Source organism: Bacteroides sp. 224, from assembly GCF_010500995.1.
Classification (GTDB): domain Bacteria; phylum Bacteroidota; class Bacteroidia; order Bacteroidales; family Bacteroidaceae; genus Bacteroides.
This window is the reverse complement of sequence record NZ_QVMK01000033.1, coordinates 1-14,187: the sequence shown is the minus strand read 5'-3', so window position 1 is coordinate 14,187 and position 14,187 is coordinate 1. Positions and strand designations below refer to the sequence as shown.

Genomic DNA, 14,187 nt, shown 5'->3' with positions numbered 1-14,187 from the left:
TCCGGTATAAAACAAACCGTTTTGTACTATAAAACAGTTGGTTACATATAATCTCCTCTTGTTATCACCGTGAACAGCTATTATTTTTACCGATTTTAGGGCGTGCTGGCAAATTTGCCGTCACGCTGCCAGCACGGGTTGCCAGCACGCTGTAATTAGCTCTGTTTCAATCAGATACAAGCAGATCGTGCTGGCGTGCTGGCAAAAATGCGAAAAACAAAATCCTGGGAGGGGAATTGCAAGCTGCTACCTAAAATCATATTCTTCGGTGTATTTTTCGTACTGTGGCTCCTCCGCTATGCCATTGGCACGAAACACATTCTGTATATATGCTTGTTCTTCAGGAAGTATCCCACGCTCCAATCGGTAAATGTGGTAATACATATTTCTACCAAAGTAATCTATCAACTGCTGTCGTATTGAGCTTCCATCTTTGTAGGGCACATTATCTAACAGGTGTTTGACACCCCAGGCCTTGCGAATTTTCCGGTTGCTTTTAAAGAAGGGGCAATTGTTGGTATCAGCAGGAATGCTCTTTGGATTTATAATACGTATCACATTGTGTTGTGATGTGTCGGCTTGCGCCACTAAGTGCCGCAGGCATTGCGAACGGCGGGAACATTGCTCATTTAAACAATGCGCGTAGTAGTCTGGTACTAATTGATAATCGAGATTGTTTTCCATCAAAAGGTGATTTGTTTACAAAAATAAGAAGAACTTTGTGGTTTGGCAAATGGGCGGCTACTGTTTTCACCTCACCTTCTCCACATCTTCCACATCAAACCCCCTCCCCATAGCAAAGCGAAAGAGTTTACCTCTGAATTCATATTCATCTTTCGCTTTGATGCTTTTCTTCTTGGCTTCCAGTAGTTGCTTCAGGATAGAAAGGTATTCTTCTTCGTCCACCTCATTAAGATGCTTTTGAATAATAGCATCCGGTATTCTCTTTTGGTATAATGCCATGGCAATCTTTCGCTTTCCCCATTTAGAGAAACGAATTTTATCATTTATAAAGCTTCGGCAATAGCGTTCCTCATCTATATACTTTTCTGCTTGCAAGGCTTTTATGATACACTCTACCTGTTCAGTCGCCAACTCCCACTTTTTCAATTTCTCAATGACTTCCGAGCAGCAATGCTCGGCCATAGAACAGTATGAGGCCATTCTGCTGAAAGCTTCTTTTTCGGTTATTTCTTTCATAAGGTAGCAGTAATTATGCGGTCGTTCTCAAATAAATCCTTTACAATCCGTATATCTTTGTATCCGAAATCTTCCAGCATTTGGGCTGTTTCTTGGCTGTAATATTGATTGATCTCAAAATAAAGCCTTCCCTTAGGTGATAGCATGTTCTTACCCACTTTGGCAATCCGACGATAGAACAACAGCGGATCATTATCCGGTACAAACAATGCCAGGTCCGGTTCCCAGTTAAGCACATTGGGGTGCATATCAGCTTTTTCTTTTTCTGTTATATAAGGAGGGTTACTCACAATGATGTCGAATGTCTTGTTTTCGATGCCATCATTCAGTATATCAACCAGGCAAAAAGAAACATTAGCTTGTAATTCTTCATTATTTCTTCGAGCAATCTTCAATGCCTTTTCCGATACGTCCCACCCTTCAACTACAGCCCCGGGTATATTCTTCGAGAGTGTAATCGCAATACATCCGCTGCCAGTACCAATATCAAGTATCCGGCTATCTGCTGAAGACTCTTTGATGATAAGTGCAGCCAGTTCTTCGGTTTCAGGGCGTGGAATCAGAACACCCGGAGCTACACAAAACAACCAACCACAGAAGGGAGCCAACCCTTGAATATATTGCAAGGGTTCAAATTGCCGTAAACGCTGAATCGCATTGCGCAAGAGATCTCTCTTGTCGGTTAATAAATCAGCATATTTGCCGGTATAGCAGTCCAACTCGGATAGCTGCAGGATCTCTTTGCTGATAATTTTCGCCAGACTTTTTAATTCCTCCGGCGGATAGACATCCTGCAATTCATTATATATATATTCTCTTAAAAACATAAGCGGCAAAGATATTAATTTATTCTTTATATTTCCTCTATAAATAGAACGAACACAGAGGTACAAAGACACAGAGAAAGAATATAAACTCTGTATCTTTGTGTCTCTGTGTTCATTAATTGTTTTTATTCAACTCGTTTATTAATCATTCTTTTTAGGTACATTTGCCAATGCATTTTGAGTTGATATTTTATGAATAAAGATATACTATATATGCGGCGCTGCCTGCAACTTGCTGCGAATGGTCGCAACAACGTTTCTCCCAACCCCATGGTAGGAGCCATTATCGTTTGCGATGACAAGATTATTGGCGAAGGCTACCATGTGAGATGTGGTGAGGCCCATGCGGAGGTCAATGCCATTCAGTCTGTCGAAGATCCTTCGCTTCTTAAACGGTCCACCATTTATGTTAGCCTGGAGCCGTGCTCTCACTATGGTAAAACCCCTCCCTGCGCAGACCTTATTATAGAAAAAGGCATCCCACGAGTAGTAGTAGGATGCGCAGACCCATTTATCAAAGTGGCCGGACGAGGAATTCGTAAGCTGCGCGAAGCAGGTATACAAGTAACCGTAGGAGTACTGGAAGATGAATGTAAAAAACTTATCTCCCATTTCATTGTACGCAATACACAGCAACGTCCTTACATTATATTAAAGTGGGCAGAATCTGCCGACGGCTTCCTGGATATTACCCGCACAGCAGGAACCCCCGCCAAATTATCGACGGCGTTAACCGGCATGTTGGTTCATAAAAGGCGAGCAGAAGCCGATGCCATACTGGTAGGCACACAAACGGCAATCCTCGACAATCCCTCACTTACAGTCAGGAATTGGGCCGGTAAAAGTCCAATACGTATTGTTTTGGATAGAAATCTCGTCCTTCCTTCCTCTTTGCATCTATTTGACGGAAGCACCCCTACACTGGTATATACCACTCAAGAGCATCCTGATAGTAAGAACATCAAATACATCACTCTGGATGCAGTCTCCTATTCATTGCCACAGATAATGGGCGATCTCTATCAAAGAGGAGTTCAAACTCTATTGGTAGAAGGAGGTAGTAAGGTACTCAGCTCCTTCATCAAGGAGGGTTTATGGAATGAAATTTTCGTAGAAAAGAGCTCTAAAACGCTGCATTCCGGTGTTAAAGCACCTGAAATAAACAATAAAATTAGTTATTCCATAGAGCAGCATTTTGGTGTTTTCATACTTCATTACCTAAATCCAAAAGCCTGATTCAGCCCTATAGTAGCGATTTTTGCCGATAAAAAGCCCGTTATTATCTATAATTTTATATAAAACTTGCTGCCAATGTTCAATATAGCGAAAATAGTTTCTATTTTTGCAACTTGATAAATAATCAGAATCATCACGAAGAAATGAAAATAAAGCTTTTACCTGCCATTGTAAGTACTCTGTTTCTGACACTTGCTGTAACTTCATGCCTTGACTCCAACGATAATATCGAATACAGTTCGGATGATACCATTAAGGCGTTCTCACTCGATACCATTTATGGAGTAACTTACAAATTTACCATCGATCAGGTGAATGGTTTGATATATAATGTAGACTCTGTGCCATTTAGAGCAGATACGATTATCAATAAAATACTTATTAAAACATTGTCTCACTCTGGATATGTTCTTAGTGGAGATCCAGACACACTATTTACAACTACCGATTCTCTTGATTTTTCCAGAACTATGGATGAACCATTAAGGATATCAGTAATATCACAAGATCAGAACCATAGAAAAGACTATAAAATTGAAGTTCGTCGGCATTTACAAGAACCAGATGAATTGGTATGGCGCCAAGTTTCCGAATCATTCTCTGCCGGAAAAGCCACAGGAGAACAAAAATCGGTTATGCTCAACAATCAATTATTGACATTCATCTCTAATGAAACAGCATTGCGAAGAGTTAATGAAAATAACTCTTGGTTGTGGGAAGAGCTTAACATAACCGGTTTACCTACAGAAATCAAATTATCAACCATCACCAACTACAACAATACACTTTATGCAGTAAGTACTGATGGAAAAGTGTATGAATCTGATGAAGATGGAGACACCTGGGAAGTGTCTTTGGCTATCAGTGGTAATGTAGTAACTCTAATTGCAGCTTTCCCTAATTATATAGCAGGTATAGTAACAAAAGATGGAACTCCCTACTTTGCTATTACTAAAGTTGATGGAAATAACATTCCTACAGAATGGGAACTACAAAAGAAAGTACCTGCCAGCTTCCCTACAGAGAACTTATCTTCTACTGTATATAAAACTAATACTGGTATGTATAAATACATGGTAGTAGGTAAATCAGCCAATAAAACATTCCCATGGTTTAGCTTTGATGGCAAAAACTGGGCAGAATCAAATACTGCATCAAGCTATTATTGTCCGGCAATGAATCAGCCTACCATTATGCATTATGCCGGTCAACTTTACATATTCGGAGAAGACCTCAGTACATTCTATACTTCTCTTGATGGCCTGATATGGAAGCCTGTAACCAAACACGTAATGTTCCCTAAAGAGTTGAAAGAAAACGAAGATAATTATTCTACCATCATTGACGAAGATAATAATCTATGGATTTTCCGAAGCAGCTCAACCGGTACAGACGAGGCTTGGAGAGGACGTGTCAATAAACTTTCATTCAAGATACAGTAATAGTTATGATGCCGGAAATTGATTTAGACTATATACCCAACCATGTAGCCATTATTATGGATGGTAACGGCCGATGGGCCAAACAACATGGTAAAGAACGTAGCTACGGGCACCAAGTTGGTGTAGAAAGCGTGCGAGTTATTGCGGAAGAGGCTGCAAGATTAGGCGTCAAATTTCTTACTTTATATACTTTCTCTACCGAGAATTGGAATCGCCCGGAAGAAGAAGTCTCAGCCCTGATGGGATTGTTGATGGACTCTATTGAAGATGAGATTTTTCTTAAAAACAATATAAGTTTCCGTATCATTGGAGATACAACTAAATTGCCGGCAAAAGTGCTGGAGCGTTTGAACTCATGCATTGAGAGCACAGCAGGTAATACCGGAATGTGCTTAGTGTTGGCACTTAGCTACTCCTCTCGTTGGGAAATAACCGAAGCTGCCACACAAATTGCCAAGATGGTAGAACAAGGAAAATTGTCGGTTGATGGTATTAATGAACAAACATTTGCTACCTATCTCTCTACCAACTTTATGCCCGACCCTGATTTATTGATTCGTACCGGAGGAGAAGTCAGATTAAGCAATTACCTATTGTGGCAATGTGCTTATTCTGAATTGTATTTCTGCGATATCTTTTGGCCGGACTTTAGAAAAGAAGCGTTTTACGAAGCCATACACAACTACCAAAAGCGTGAACGGAGATTCGGAAAAATCAGCGAACAAGTTAATTAAGAATGAAATAATATATAACTCAAATTTACATTATAAATGCATTATCGTATTTCCCTCATATTCGCAGCGTTCGTCAGCTTGGTCTTTTTTACAATACCGACCTATGCTCAAGAGACAGTAAAGATGAATGATGAGCAATCTAAACCGGTTATTTTGTATTCGGGAACGCCCAAGAAATATGAAATTGGCGGAATTGAAGTAGAAGGCGTAAGCAACTACGAAGATTATGTGCTTATAGGTTTGTCCGGTTTATCTGTTGGTCAAACAATTACTGTGCCCGGAGATGAAATCACTCAGGCTTGTCAGCGTTATTGGAAACATGGTTTGTTTTCTAATGTAAAGATAACAGCAGAACGCATAGAAGAAAATAAAATCTATCTGAAAATATCTTTGGCTCAACGCCCCAGGGTATCGGAAATACGATACAGTGGAGTGAAGAAGTCGGAACGCGAAGACCTGGAAATGCGGTTAGGCTTGGTGAAGGGAAGCCAAATCACTCCTAACATGATAGACAGAGCTAAATTACTTATCAACAGATACTTTGATGAAAAAGGATTTAAAAATGCAGAAGTGAGCATTCTTCAAAAAGATGATCCTAAAGATGCAAACCAAGTAATTGTGGATGTTGATATAGACAAAAAGGAAAAAGTAAAAGTACATTCTATAACCATTGCCGGCAATGAGGCTTTGAAAGATTCGAAGATCAAACGGGTAATGAAGAAAACAAACGAGAAAGGTAAGCTTAAGAACCTGTTCCGTACCAAGAAATTTGTTCCCGAAAACTATCTGGCCGACAAACAGCATATTATAGACAAGTATAACGAATTAGGATATCGTGATGCACGTATTGTAACAGACAGTGTAAGCAACTTCGACGAAAGAACAGTAGATGTGTACATCGAGGTTGAAGAAGGTGACAAATATTACATCCGCAATATCAGTTGGATTGGTAATACACTCTATCACTCCGAAGACCTGAACGAGCTACTTCGTATGAAGAAAGGCGATGTTTATAACCAAAAGCTACTCACAGAGCGTACTGTTACAGATGATGATGCTATTGGTAACCTCTACTACAACAACGGTTATCTGTTCTATCAATTAGACCCGGTAGAAGTGAATATCCAAAACGACTCTGTTGATTTGGAAATGAGAATCGTGGAAGGTCGCCAAGCTACCATCAATAGAGTAAAGATCAATGGTAATGATCGTCTATATGAAAATGTGGTTCGTCGCGAACTTCGTACACGTCCCGGAGAATTATTCAGCAAAGAAGACTTGATGCGTTCCATGCGTGAAATTCAGCAGATGGGACACTTCGACCCGGAAAATATCAGCCCCGACATTCAACCAGACCCAGTAAACGGTACTGTAGATATTGCTTATGACCTTGCTTCAAAGGCTAATGACCAGATTGAGTTCTCTGCCGGATGGGGACAAACCGGGGTGATTGGTAAGTTGAGTTTGAAGTTTACAAACTTCTCTTTAGCCAACTTATTACACCCGGGAGAAAACCACAGAGGTATTCTTCCACAAGGAGACGGACAAACACTGACCATCAGTGGTCAAACCAATGCCGATTACTACCAACAGTATAGCATTTCTTTCTTTGATCCCTGGTTTGGTGGAAAACGCCCGAATTCATTCTCTGTATCGGCTTATTTCTCACTGCAAACAGATATTAGTAGCCGTTATTACAACGATTCTTATATGAACAACTACTACAACAGCTATTACAGTGGTTATGGCGGTTATGGTTCATACAACTATGGTTATAATAACTATGAGAACTATTACGACCCGGATAAATCCGTTAAGATGTTCGGTCTGTCGGTTATGTGGGGTAAACGTTTGAAATGGCCGGATGACTTCTTTACATTCTCAGCTGAGCTTTCTTATCAGAAATATATCTTGAGCGAGTGGTTATACTTCCCGGTAACAGATGGTAACTGTAACAACGTCAGTTTAAATCTTACTTTATCAAGAAGTTCTATAGACAATCCAATATTCCCTCGTCAAGGATCTGAATTTACTTTGTCTGCTCAACTCACACCTCCTTACTCTTTGTTTGATGGTAGAGATTATAGCAAATATGACCTGAATAATCAGGATGATGTTAACAAAATGCACAAATGGGTAGAATACCACAAGTGGAAATTCAAATCAAAAACCTATATGGCATTGACAGGCGCTAAGAAAACTCCGGTTATCATGACTCGTGTAGAATACGGTTTGATTGGACACTATGATAAAAACAAGAAATCACCATTCGAAACATTCGATATGGGGGGAGATGGTATGACCGGTTATTCAAGTTATGCTACTGAAAGTATTGCCCTTCGTGGTTACGAAAACAGTTCATTAACTCCAACTCGTAATTCTGCCGGATACGCATACTCTCGTTTAGGTTTGGAATTGAGATACCCTTTGATGCTTGAGCCTTCTACAAGTATCTATATGTCTACCTTCCTGGAAGCAGGTAATGCATGGCATGATGTAAGCAAATTCAATCCGTTTGATCTGAAACGCTCTGCCGGTGTTGGTGTTCGTATATTCTTACCTATGATTGGTATGATGGGTATTGACTGGGCTTATGGTTTCGATAAGATAAATGGCTCTAAACAATATAGTGGTTCACAATGGCACTTTGTATTGGGTCAGGAATTCTAATTGTTTCACTAAAAACTAAACATTATGAGAAAATCTGTTCTATTCATTATGCTGATGCTGGGCGTAAGCATGGCTGCCCAAGCACAAAAGTTTGCTTTCATTGACACAGAATACATTCTCGAAGCAATACCGGCATATAAACAAGCCTCCGAGCAAATGGATGCATCTGCTCAGAAGTGGCAAAGCGAAATAGAAGCTGTTGCTAAAACAGCAGAAGAGCTATACAAAGATTACCAGGCTAAAATGTCTTCTTTGTCCGAATCGCAAAGAAAGCAAAAAGAAGACGCAATCATTACTAAAGAGAAAGAAGTTAATGAGCTAAAACGCGCTTACTTCGGCCCGGAAGGAGAACTGTACAAGATGAGAGAAAAGTTGTTGACTCCTATAAATAATGCTATATACGAAGCAGTTAAAGCATTAGCTGAGCAAAATGGATACTCTGCTGTTGTAGACAGAGCGTCGGCATCGAGCGTAATTTTCGCTTCTCCGCGTATTGATATCAGCAACGAAGTATTAGCAAAATTAGGATATTCAAATTAATTTCATACATTTGCATCTAATAAAAACAATCACTAATAATAAGAAATAAAGAACTATGTTGAAAAAAATCACACTTGCATTAATGCTTATCTTACCGATGGGTGTATTTGCACAAACGCTTAAATTCGGTCATGTTAATTCACAAGAAGTTATTACGGCTATGCCCGAATTCACAAAAGCACAAGAAGATCTACAAGCTTTAAACAAACAATTAACAAATGAGCTTCAACGTACTAACGAAGAGTTCCAAAAGAAATATCAGGAATTCCAGAAAGCTATGGCCGAAGAATCATTGCCGGCAAACATTGCTGAAAGAAGACAAAATGAACTTCAGGAAATGATGCAGAGACAAGAGCAATTTCAGATAGATGCTCAACAAAGTATGGAAAAGAAACAAAGCGAATTGATGATGCCTATCTATCAAAAGTTAGAAAATGCAATCAAAGCTGTAGGTCAAGATGGTAGCTATATTTACATTTTTGACATTGCAAGAACATCTATACCTTATATCAACGATAGCCAAAGTACAGATGTAACAGCTGCTGTTAAAACTAAATTAGGTATTAAGTAATACATACTTTTAATAATAAACGCGGATAACGCGGATGGAGCGCCAATTCGTTCTATCCGCGTTTTTCTTTATCAACCTGCAAAAGACAAATGATAAAAGAAAATCTATCCCAGGCACCTGGTCCTATTGGAGTGTTCGACTCCGGTTATGGAGGATTAACCATTCTCAGCAAAATTAAAGAGTTACTTCCTGAATACGACTATATTTATTTGGGAGATAATGCCCGTGCTCCTTATGGCACCCGTTCTTTTGAAATTGTTTATGAATTTACGCTGCAAGCTGTGAATAAACTTTTTGAGATGGGATGTCATTTGGTTATATTGGCTTGTAATACAGCTTCGGCTAAAGCACTACGTACCATACAGATGAATGATTTGCCCAATATTGACCCGGCACGTAGAGTATTAGGAGTAATTCGCCCCACAGTAGAGAGTATAGGTGCCATTACACAAAGCAGGCATATTGGAGTGTTAGGCACTACCGGAACTATTAAATCGGAATCCTATCCGCTCGAAATTCATAAGTTATACCCTGATATTCAAGTAAGTGGCGAAGCTTGCCCTATGTGGGTAGCTTTAGTAGAAAACAATGAAGCCCAAAGTTTGGGAGCCGATTACTTTGTGCAGAAGCATATTGATAATCTGATGCATAAAGATCATGAAATTGACACCATTATTCTGGGATGTACACATTATCCGTTGCTCTTACATAAGATAAAACGCTTTGTGCCTGAAGGGGTAACAATTGTAGCCCAAGGAGAATATGTGGCACGTAGCCTGAAAGACTATTTTCATAGACACCCCGAAATGGATGCCAAGTGTACCAAAGAAGGGAAACGATTATTCTATACTACGGAAGCCGCAGACAAGTTCAGCGAGTCTGCTTCTATCTTCCTGAACGAGAATATAGAAGTACAAAGGATATCGCTTGAATAATCATTGCAGATACAACCTTTATGGCATTTTTTTGTTATATTTGTATATAACCTAACTTCATAAAACTTACCATTATGAAAGAAAAAGATGCCCCTTTAGTAGAAGTATTCAATGGTTCTCCGTGGGAAACCGAATTAATCAAAGGTTTACTCGAAAGTAATGGCATACAGGCTGCACTTAAAGATGGTCTTTTGACTACAATTGCACCCTATATTAGTCAGGAAGTAACAGTGCTTGTGAATCAGGATGATTATGAATCCGCTATGGAAGTAATCAGAAACCGCGAACAAGAAAAGGAATAATTAGGAATTTGGAATTAGGAATTCGGGTGACTATACTACACTTAATTCCTAATTCCTAATTCCTAATTCTCAATTATTCGCTATCTTTGCAATTCAAATTGTCAGCAAAATGAAGAAAAAGCTAACACGAGTTGCAATAAAGATAGGAAGTAACGTACTTGCGCGCCAAGATGGAACGTTAGATGTTACCCGTATGTCAGCCATAACAGATCAGGTGGCAGAGCTTTATAAATCCGGTATAGAAATCATTCTGATATCTTCCGGTGCAGTAGCTTCCGGTAGAAGTGAAATAAAAACATCCAAGAAACTGGATAACGTACTTCAACGCCAACTTTTTTCTGCTGTAGGACAAGCCAAACTTATCAATCGATATTACGAATTATTCCGCGAACATGGTATCCCTGTTGGACAGGTATTAACCACCAAAGAGAACTTTGGTACCCGCCGCCATTATTTGAATCAACGTAATTGTATGACGGTTATGCTTGAAAACGGAGTCATTCCCATAGTGAACGAGAATGATACGATTTCAGTAACCGAACTGATGTTTACTGACAATGATGAACTGTCAGGGCTGATCGCTGCTATGATGGATGCACAAGCACTCATTATATTAAGCAATATCGACGGAATATATGATGGCCCTCCCTCCGATCCTTCTTCCTCCGTTATTCGGGAGATAGAACAAGGAAAAGATTTATCCTCTTATATACAACCTTCTCGTTCGGGTTTGGGACGGGGGGGAATGACCACCAAAAGCAACATCGCTCGTAAAGTAGCTGATGAAGGCATCACTGTTATTATAGCGAATGGCAAGAAAGAGAATATATTGATTGATCTGATTGAACATCCGGAGACAACTCTATGCACTCGTTTTATTCCGGCTCAAACAACTGTATCCAGCGTCAAGAAATGGATTGCGCATAGCGAAGGATTCGCCAAAGGAGAAATACACATAAACGACTGCGCTACGGAAGTGCTGAACTCCGATCGGGCTGTCAGCATCCTCCCCATAGGCATTACACGTATTGAAGGAGAATTTGAGAAAGATGATATCGTTCGCATTATAGATGCTTCAGGACGCCAAATAGGTGTGGGACGTAGCAGCTATAGTTCCGAACAAGCCAGAGCCTTAATAGGCAAACATGGCAAAAAAGCTATCGTACATTATAATTATCTTTGTTTAGAGTAGAATTATGGATTACTTTAAAGAAACATTCAACGCCGCTCGCATTGCATCTCGTGAGCTGAACCTGATTAGCAATGAGCAAATCAATGAAGTACTAAATGCATTAGCAGATGCTACCGTTAGTCATATTCCGGCTATTCTTACAGAAAACAAAAAAGATCTTGCAAGAATGGACAAAGAGAATCCCAAGTACGACCGTTTACTTCTTTCCGAAGAACGTTTGCAAGATATAGCTGCCGATATTCGTAATGTAGCAACCCTGCCCTCTCCTCTTGGAAAAGTTCTAAAGGAAGAAACTCGTCCTAATGGCATGAAACTCAGAAAGGTAAGTGTTCCTTTTGGAGTAATTGGTATTATATATGAGGCGCGTCCTAATGTCAGCTTTGATGTTTTCTCTCTCTGCTTTAAGAGCGGAAACGCCTGTATCTTAAAGGGTAGCACCGATGCTTATGACTCTAACACAGCCATTGTTACTTTGATACAATCTGTATTAAAGAGATTCAATATAAATCCGAATGTAGTGATTCTTCTACCACCCGACAGAGAGTCTACCGGAAAACTATTACATGCAGTAGGTTATGTCGATCTGATTATACCCAGAGGTAGCAGTAACCTGATTAACTTTGTACGTGAGAATGCTACCATCCCTGTTATTGAAACAGGAGCAGGTATTTGCCATACCTATTTCGATGAATATGGCGACACTGCCAAAGGAGCCGCCATCGTTTTCAATGCCAAAACTCGCCGGGTAAGCGTATGCAATGCATTGGATTGCTTAATCGTTCATGCCAGCCGTTTATCCGATCTTCCTGTTCTCTGCAAGGAACTGCCGGATAAAGAGGTGATAATCTATGCAGATCCCCAGGCATTCGAAGCACTGGAAGGGCATTACCCTGTTGACTTACTAAAACAGGCTACAGCAGAAAGCTATGGTACGGAATTCTTATCCTACACCATGTCCATAAAAACTGTGGCTTCACAAAAAGAAGCTATGGAACACATCACCACCCACAGTTCTAAACATAGCGAATGTATTGTTACTGAAAACGAAGCAAATGCAGACTTATTTATTCGTGCAATAGATGCTGCTTGTGTATACGTCAATGTATCTACAGCCTTTACAGATGGTGCGCAGTTTGGGTTAGGTGCCGAAATTGGTATCAGTACACAGAAGTTACATGCCAGAGGCCCTATGGCACTGGAAGAAATTACATCTTATAAATGGATTGTTGAAGGGAATGGACAAATAAGAAAATAGAGGATGTTCTTTTCTTTCAATCCAACATCAGGCTCATATAAGCATTAAGCTTATCAAATACAGTCTTAGTAAGCTCCCCAATAGTCATCTGATGATAAATTGCGGGAGCTTTTTCTTTATCGAAAACACATTTACCACTTGCTATACGATAATATCCACTATTCTCCGGTAGTTGGTTGTCTACAAGTTCGATATTCATTTCTAAATCCGGATAAGCTGCCGCGTATCTTTGCAAGATGTCTTTAGCAAGAATGATGCGAGCCATTCCTAAAAGCAGTTGCGGAGCATCCTCTTCGGCAGCAGGAGTTATTATAGAAATCTTCTTGCATTTATAGGTTTGGCAACCTTCATATAACAAATGATTTTCTATTTCCGCACTATCTGCCAATAACTCTTTAACGAATAAAGTTTCTCCTTCTTCCGGCAAAACAAAAGCAACTCCAACAACTTTACCCTGTTGATAAGCTGTAACCGTAGTACCTCCCGAAAGAATAAGATCGGCAAGTATTACTTTGTAATCAGCTTCGGTATGCTGAATGCAGCAAGAACGCTCCTGCATCTTTTGATTAAAATAATCGAATACCTGTTTATTATAAGTTTCGGAAATGCTTAGTTGATACTCCCCAAGAGATAGTACCATCTTAGATGCATCTAAATTACGGAGGCTATATCTGAAGATTGAAGCATAGCCCATGCGGGCATAATACTCAAAAAGCCAAGCCTCGGCAGGAATCAGCGTGCTGAGCGATACGCCAGTTTGAACCATTCGGTGGAAAGATAAAGAAAGCAACTCTTTCATTGCACCTTTTCCACGGGAGTCCGGACATGTGCAGGCACCGGAAATATAAGAAGTTTGTACAATGTCTCCCCATAAAGTCATGGGGTAAGGAATCATTTGCAAGGCAGAAGTTATTTTGCCTTCCTTTTCAATAACAACATTTACATCATCGTTGAACCTGTGCGTAAAGTACAGATCCATAAACTCTTCGCTGTCATTGAAACATGTTCGCCACAGTTCTTTTACCTGCTCTTTGATATTCATTGGCTCTTAAGTTTGGGGTTCAAATTGAAAAAGTAAAGAGATCTACTTTGTGCCAAGCGCGTGGCACGACAGTGCCATGCTTGTGGCACAGTTGTGCCACGTGCTTGGCACAGCTGTGCCGCGGGCTTGGCAAAACTCTCAACTGTATGTTAACGTTTTTAGTTGACTACTTTCAGTCTTATTAATAGAATTGGTTGCCTCGGTTTATACTTAGTTATAAACTAGGTTGACCTTTTTCATT

At 39.9% G+C, this 14,187-nt stretch carries 14 protein-coding genes; 10 read left to right on the top strand and 4 right to left on the bottom strand.

The features are described from left to right. Positions 1-246: 246 nt before the first annotated feature. From D0T60_RS14015 to prmC, 3 genes are all read right to left on the bottom strand, one after another. Positions 247-684: a DUF6078 family protein gene (locus D0T60_RS14015; protein WP_163218734.1), complete on the bottom strand. Its 438-nt coding sequence runs from the start codon at positions 682-684 to the stop codon at positions 247-249. A gap of 66 nt (positions 685-750) precedes the next feature. After that, positions 751-1,200 carry a regulatory protein RecX gene (locus D0T60_RS14010; protein WP_163218733.1) on the bottom strand — a complete coding sequence of 150 codons (450 nt, stop codon included), beginning with the start codon at positions 1,198-1,200 and terminating at the stop codon, positions 751-753. Next, on the bottom strand, positions 1,197-2,027 hold the full coding sequence (prmC, locus tag D0T60_RS14005; protein WP_163218732.1) for a peptide chain release factor N(5)-glutamine methyltransferase: 831 nt from the start codon (positions 2,025-2,027) through the stop codon (positions 1,197-1,199). Before prmC ends, D0T60_RS14010 begins: the two co-directional genes overlap by 4 nt. A gap of 192 nt (positions 2,028-2,219) precedes the next feature. On the opposite strand from prmC, the gene ribD reads away from it, so the two are divergent. The 10 genes from ribD to D0T60_RS13955 all read left to right on the top strand — a co-directional run bounded on the left by ribD (position 2,220) and on the right by D0T60_RS13955 (position 12,904). Further along, the gene (ribD, locus tag D0T60_RS14000) at positions 2,220-3,263 is read left to right on the top strand and encodes a bifunctional diaminohydroxyphosphoribosylaminopyrimidine deaminase/5-amino-6-(5-phosphoribosylamino)uracil reductase RibD (RefSeq protein WP_163218731.1); all 1,044 of its coding nucleotides are present in this window, start codon (positions 2,220-2,222) and stop codon (positions 3,261-3,263) included. A gap of 143 nt (positions 3,264-3,406) precedes the next feature. Beyond that, positions 3,407-4,705 (top strand): DUF6242 domain-containing protein, encoded by a 1,299-nt coding sequence (locus D0T60_RS13995; RefSeq protein WP_163218730.1) that lies wholly within the window; start codon positions 3,407-3,409, stop codon positions 4,703-4,705. Between the two features lie 5 nt (positions 4,706-4,710). Continuing rightward, positions 4,711-5,439, top strand: a complete 729-nt coding sequence (locus tag D0T60_RS13990; protein ID WP_370524589.1) for an isoprenyl transferase — start codon at positions 4,711-4,713, stop codon at positions 5,437-5,439. Between the two features lie 36 nt (positions 5,440-5,475). Further along, entirely contained in the window at positions 5,476-8,109 is a 2,634-nt protein-coding gene (locus tag D0T60_RS13985) for an outer membrane protein assembly factor (protein WP_163218729.1), read from the top strand. A 24-nt stretch (positions 8,110-8,133) separates the two neighbouring features. After that, positions 8,134-8,649 (top strand): OmpH family outer membrane protein, encoded by a 516-nt coding sequence (locus D0T60_RS13980; protein WP_163218728.1) that lies wholly within the window; start codon positions 8,134-8,136, stop codon positions 8,647-8,649. A gap of 55 nt (positions 8,650-8,704) precedes the next feature. Beyond that, on the top strand, positions 8,705-9,220 hold the full coding sequence (locus tag D0T60_RS13975) for an OmpH family outer membrane protein (protein ID WP_163218727.1): 516 nt from the start codon (positions 8,705-8,707) through the stop codon (positions 9,218-9,220). 89 nt (positions 9,221-9,309) lie between these two features. After that, positions 9,310-10,155, top strand: a complete 846-nt coding sequence (gene murI, locus D0T60_RS13970) for a glutamate racemase (protein WP_203558347.1) — start codon at positions 9,310-9,312, stop codon at positions 10,153-10,155. Between the two features lie 74 nt (positions 10,156-10,229). Next, entirely contained in the window at positions 10,230-10,457 is a 228-nt protein-coding gene (locus D0T60_RS13965) for a DUF2007-related protein (protein WP_163218726.1), read from the top strand. A 109-nt stretch (positions 10,458-10,566) separates the two neighbouring features. Further along, positions 10,567-11,649, top strand: a complete 1,083-nt coding sequence (proB, locus tag D0T60_RS13960) for a glutamate 5-kinase (RefSeq protein WP_163218725.1) — start codon at positions 10,567-10,569, stop codon at positions 11,647-11,649. 4 nt (positions 11,650-11,653) lie between these two features. After that, a complete protein-coding gene (locus tag D0T60_RS13955; protein ID WP_163218724.1) occupies positions 11,654-12,904 on the top strand; it encodes a glutamate-5-semialdehyde dehydrogenase in 1,251 nt (416 codons plus the stop codon). 16 nt (positions 12,905-12,920) lie between these two features. Here the strand turns inward: D0T60_RS13955 and D0T60_RS13950 are convergent, their stop codons facing one another. Beyond that, complete coding sequence (locus D0T60_RS13950) at positions 12,921-13,946, bottom strand: GNAT family N-acetyltransferase (protein WP_163218723.1); 1,026 nt, start codon at positions 13,944-13,946, stop codon at positions 12,921-12,923. Positions 13,947-14,187 lie beyond the last annotated feature (241 nt).

What these genes read in the sequence shown, in the direction of transcription:
- ribD (WP_163218731.1), top strand. Translation starts at nt 2,220, where the DNA reads ATGAATAAAGATATACTATATATGCGGCGCTGCCTGCAACTTGCTGCG.
- murI (WP_203558347.1), top strand. Translation starts at nt 9,310, where the DNA reads ATGATAAAAGAAAATCTATCCCAGGCACCTGGTCCTATTGGAGTGTTC.
- D0T60_RS13965 (WP_163218726.1), top strand. Translation starts at nt 10,230, where the DNA reads ATGAAAGAAAAAGATGCCCCTTTAGTAGAAGTATTCAATGGTTCTCCG.
- D0T60_RS13955 (WP_163218724.1), top strand. Translation starts at nt 11,654, where the DNA reads ATGGATTACTTTAAAGAAACATTCAACGCCGCTCGCATTGCATCTCGT.
- D0T60_RS13990 (WP_370524589.1), top strand. Translation starts at nt 4,711, where the DNA reads ATGATGCCGGAAATTGATTTAGACTATATACCCAACCATGTAGCCATT.
- prmC (WP_163218732.1), bottom strand. Translation starts at nt 2,027, where the DNA reads ATGTTTTTAAGAGAATATATATATAATGAATTGCAGGATGTCTATCCG.
- D0T60_RS14015 (WP_163218734.1), bottom strand. Translation starts at nt 684, where the DNA reads ATGGAAAACAATCTCGATTATCAATTAGTACCAGACTACTACGCGCAT.
- D0T60_RS13985 (WP_163218729.1), top strand. Translation starts at nt 5,476, where the DNA reads ATGCATTATCGTATTTCCCTCATATTCGCAGCGTTCGTCAGCTTGGTC.
- D0T60_RS13980 (WP_163218728.1), top strand. Translation starts at nt 8,134, where the DNA reads ATGAGAAAATCTGTTCTATTCATTATGCTGATGCTGGGCGTAAGCATG.
- D0T60_RS14010 (WP_163218733.1), bottom strand. Translation starts at nt 1,200, where the DNA reads ATGAAAGAAATAACCGAAAAAGAAGCTTTCAGCAGAATGGCCTCATAC.
- D0T60_RS13995 (WP_163218730.1), top strand. Translation starts at nt 3,407, where the DNA reads ATGAAAATAAAGCTTTTACCTGCCATTGTAAGTACTCTGTTTCTGACA.
- D0T60_RS13950 (WP_163218723.1), bottom strand. Translation starts at nt 13,946, where the DNA reads ATGAATATCAAAGAGCAGGTAAAAGAACTGTGGCGAACATGTTTCAAT.
- D0T60_RS13975 (WP_163218727.1), top strand. Translation starts at nt 8,705, where the DNA reads ATGTTGAAAAAAATCACACTTGCATTAATGCTTATCTTACCGATGGGT.
- proB (WP_163218725.1), top strand. Translation starts at nt 10,567, where the DNA reads ATGAAGAAAAAGCTAACACGAGTTGCAATAAAGATAGGAAGTAACGTA.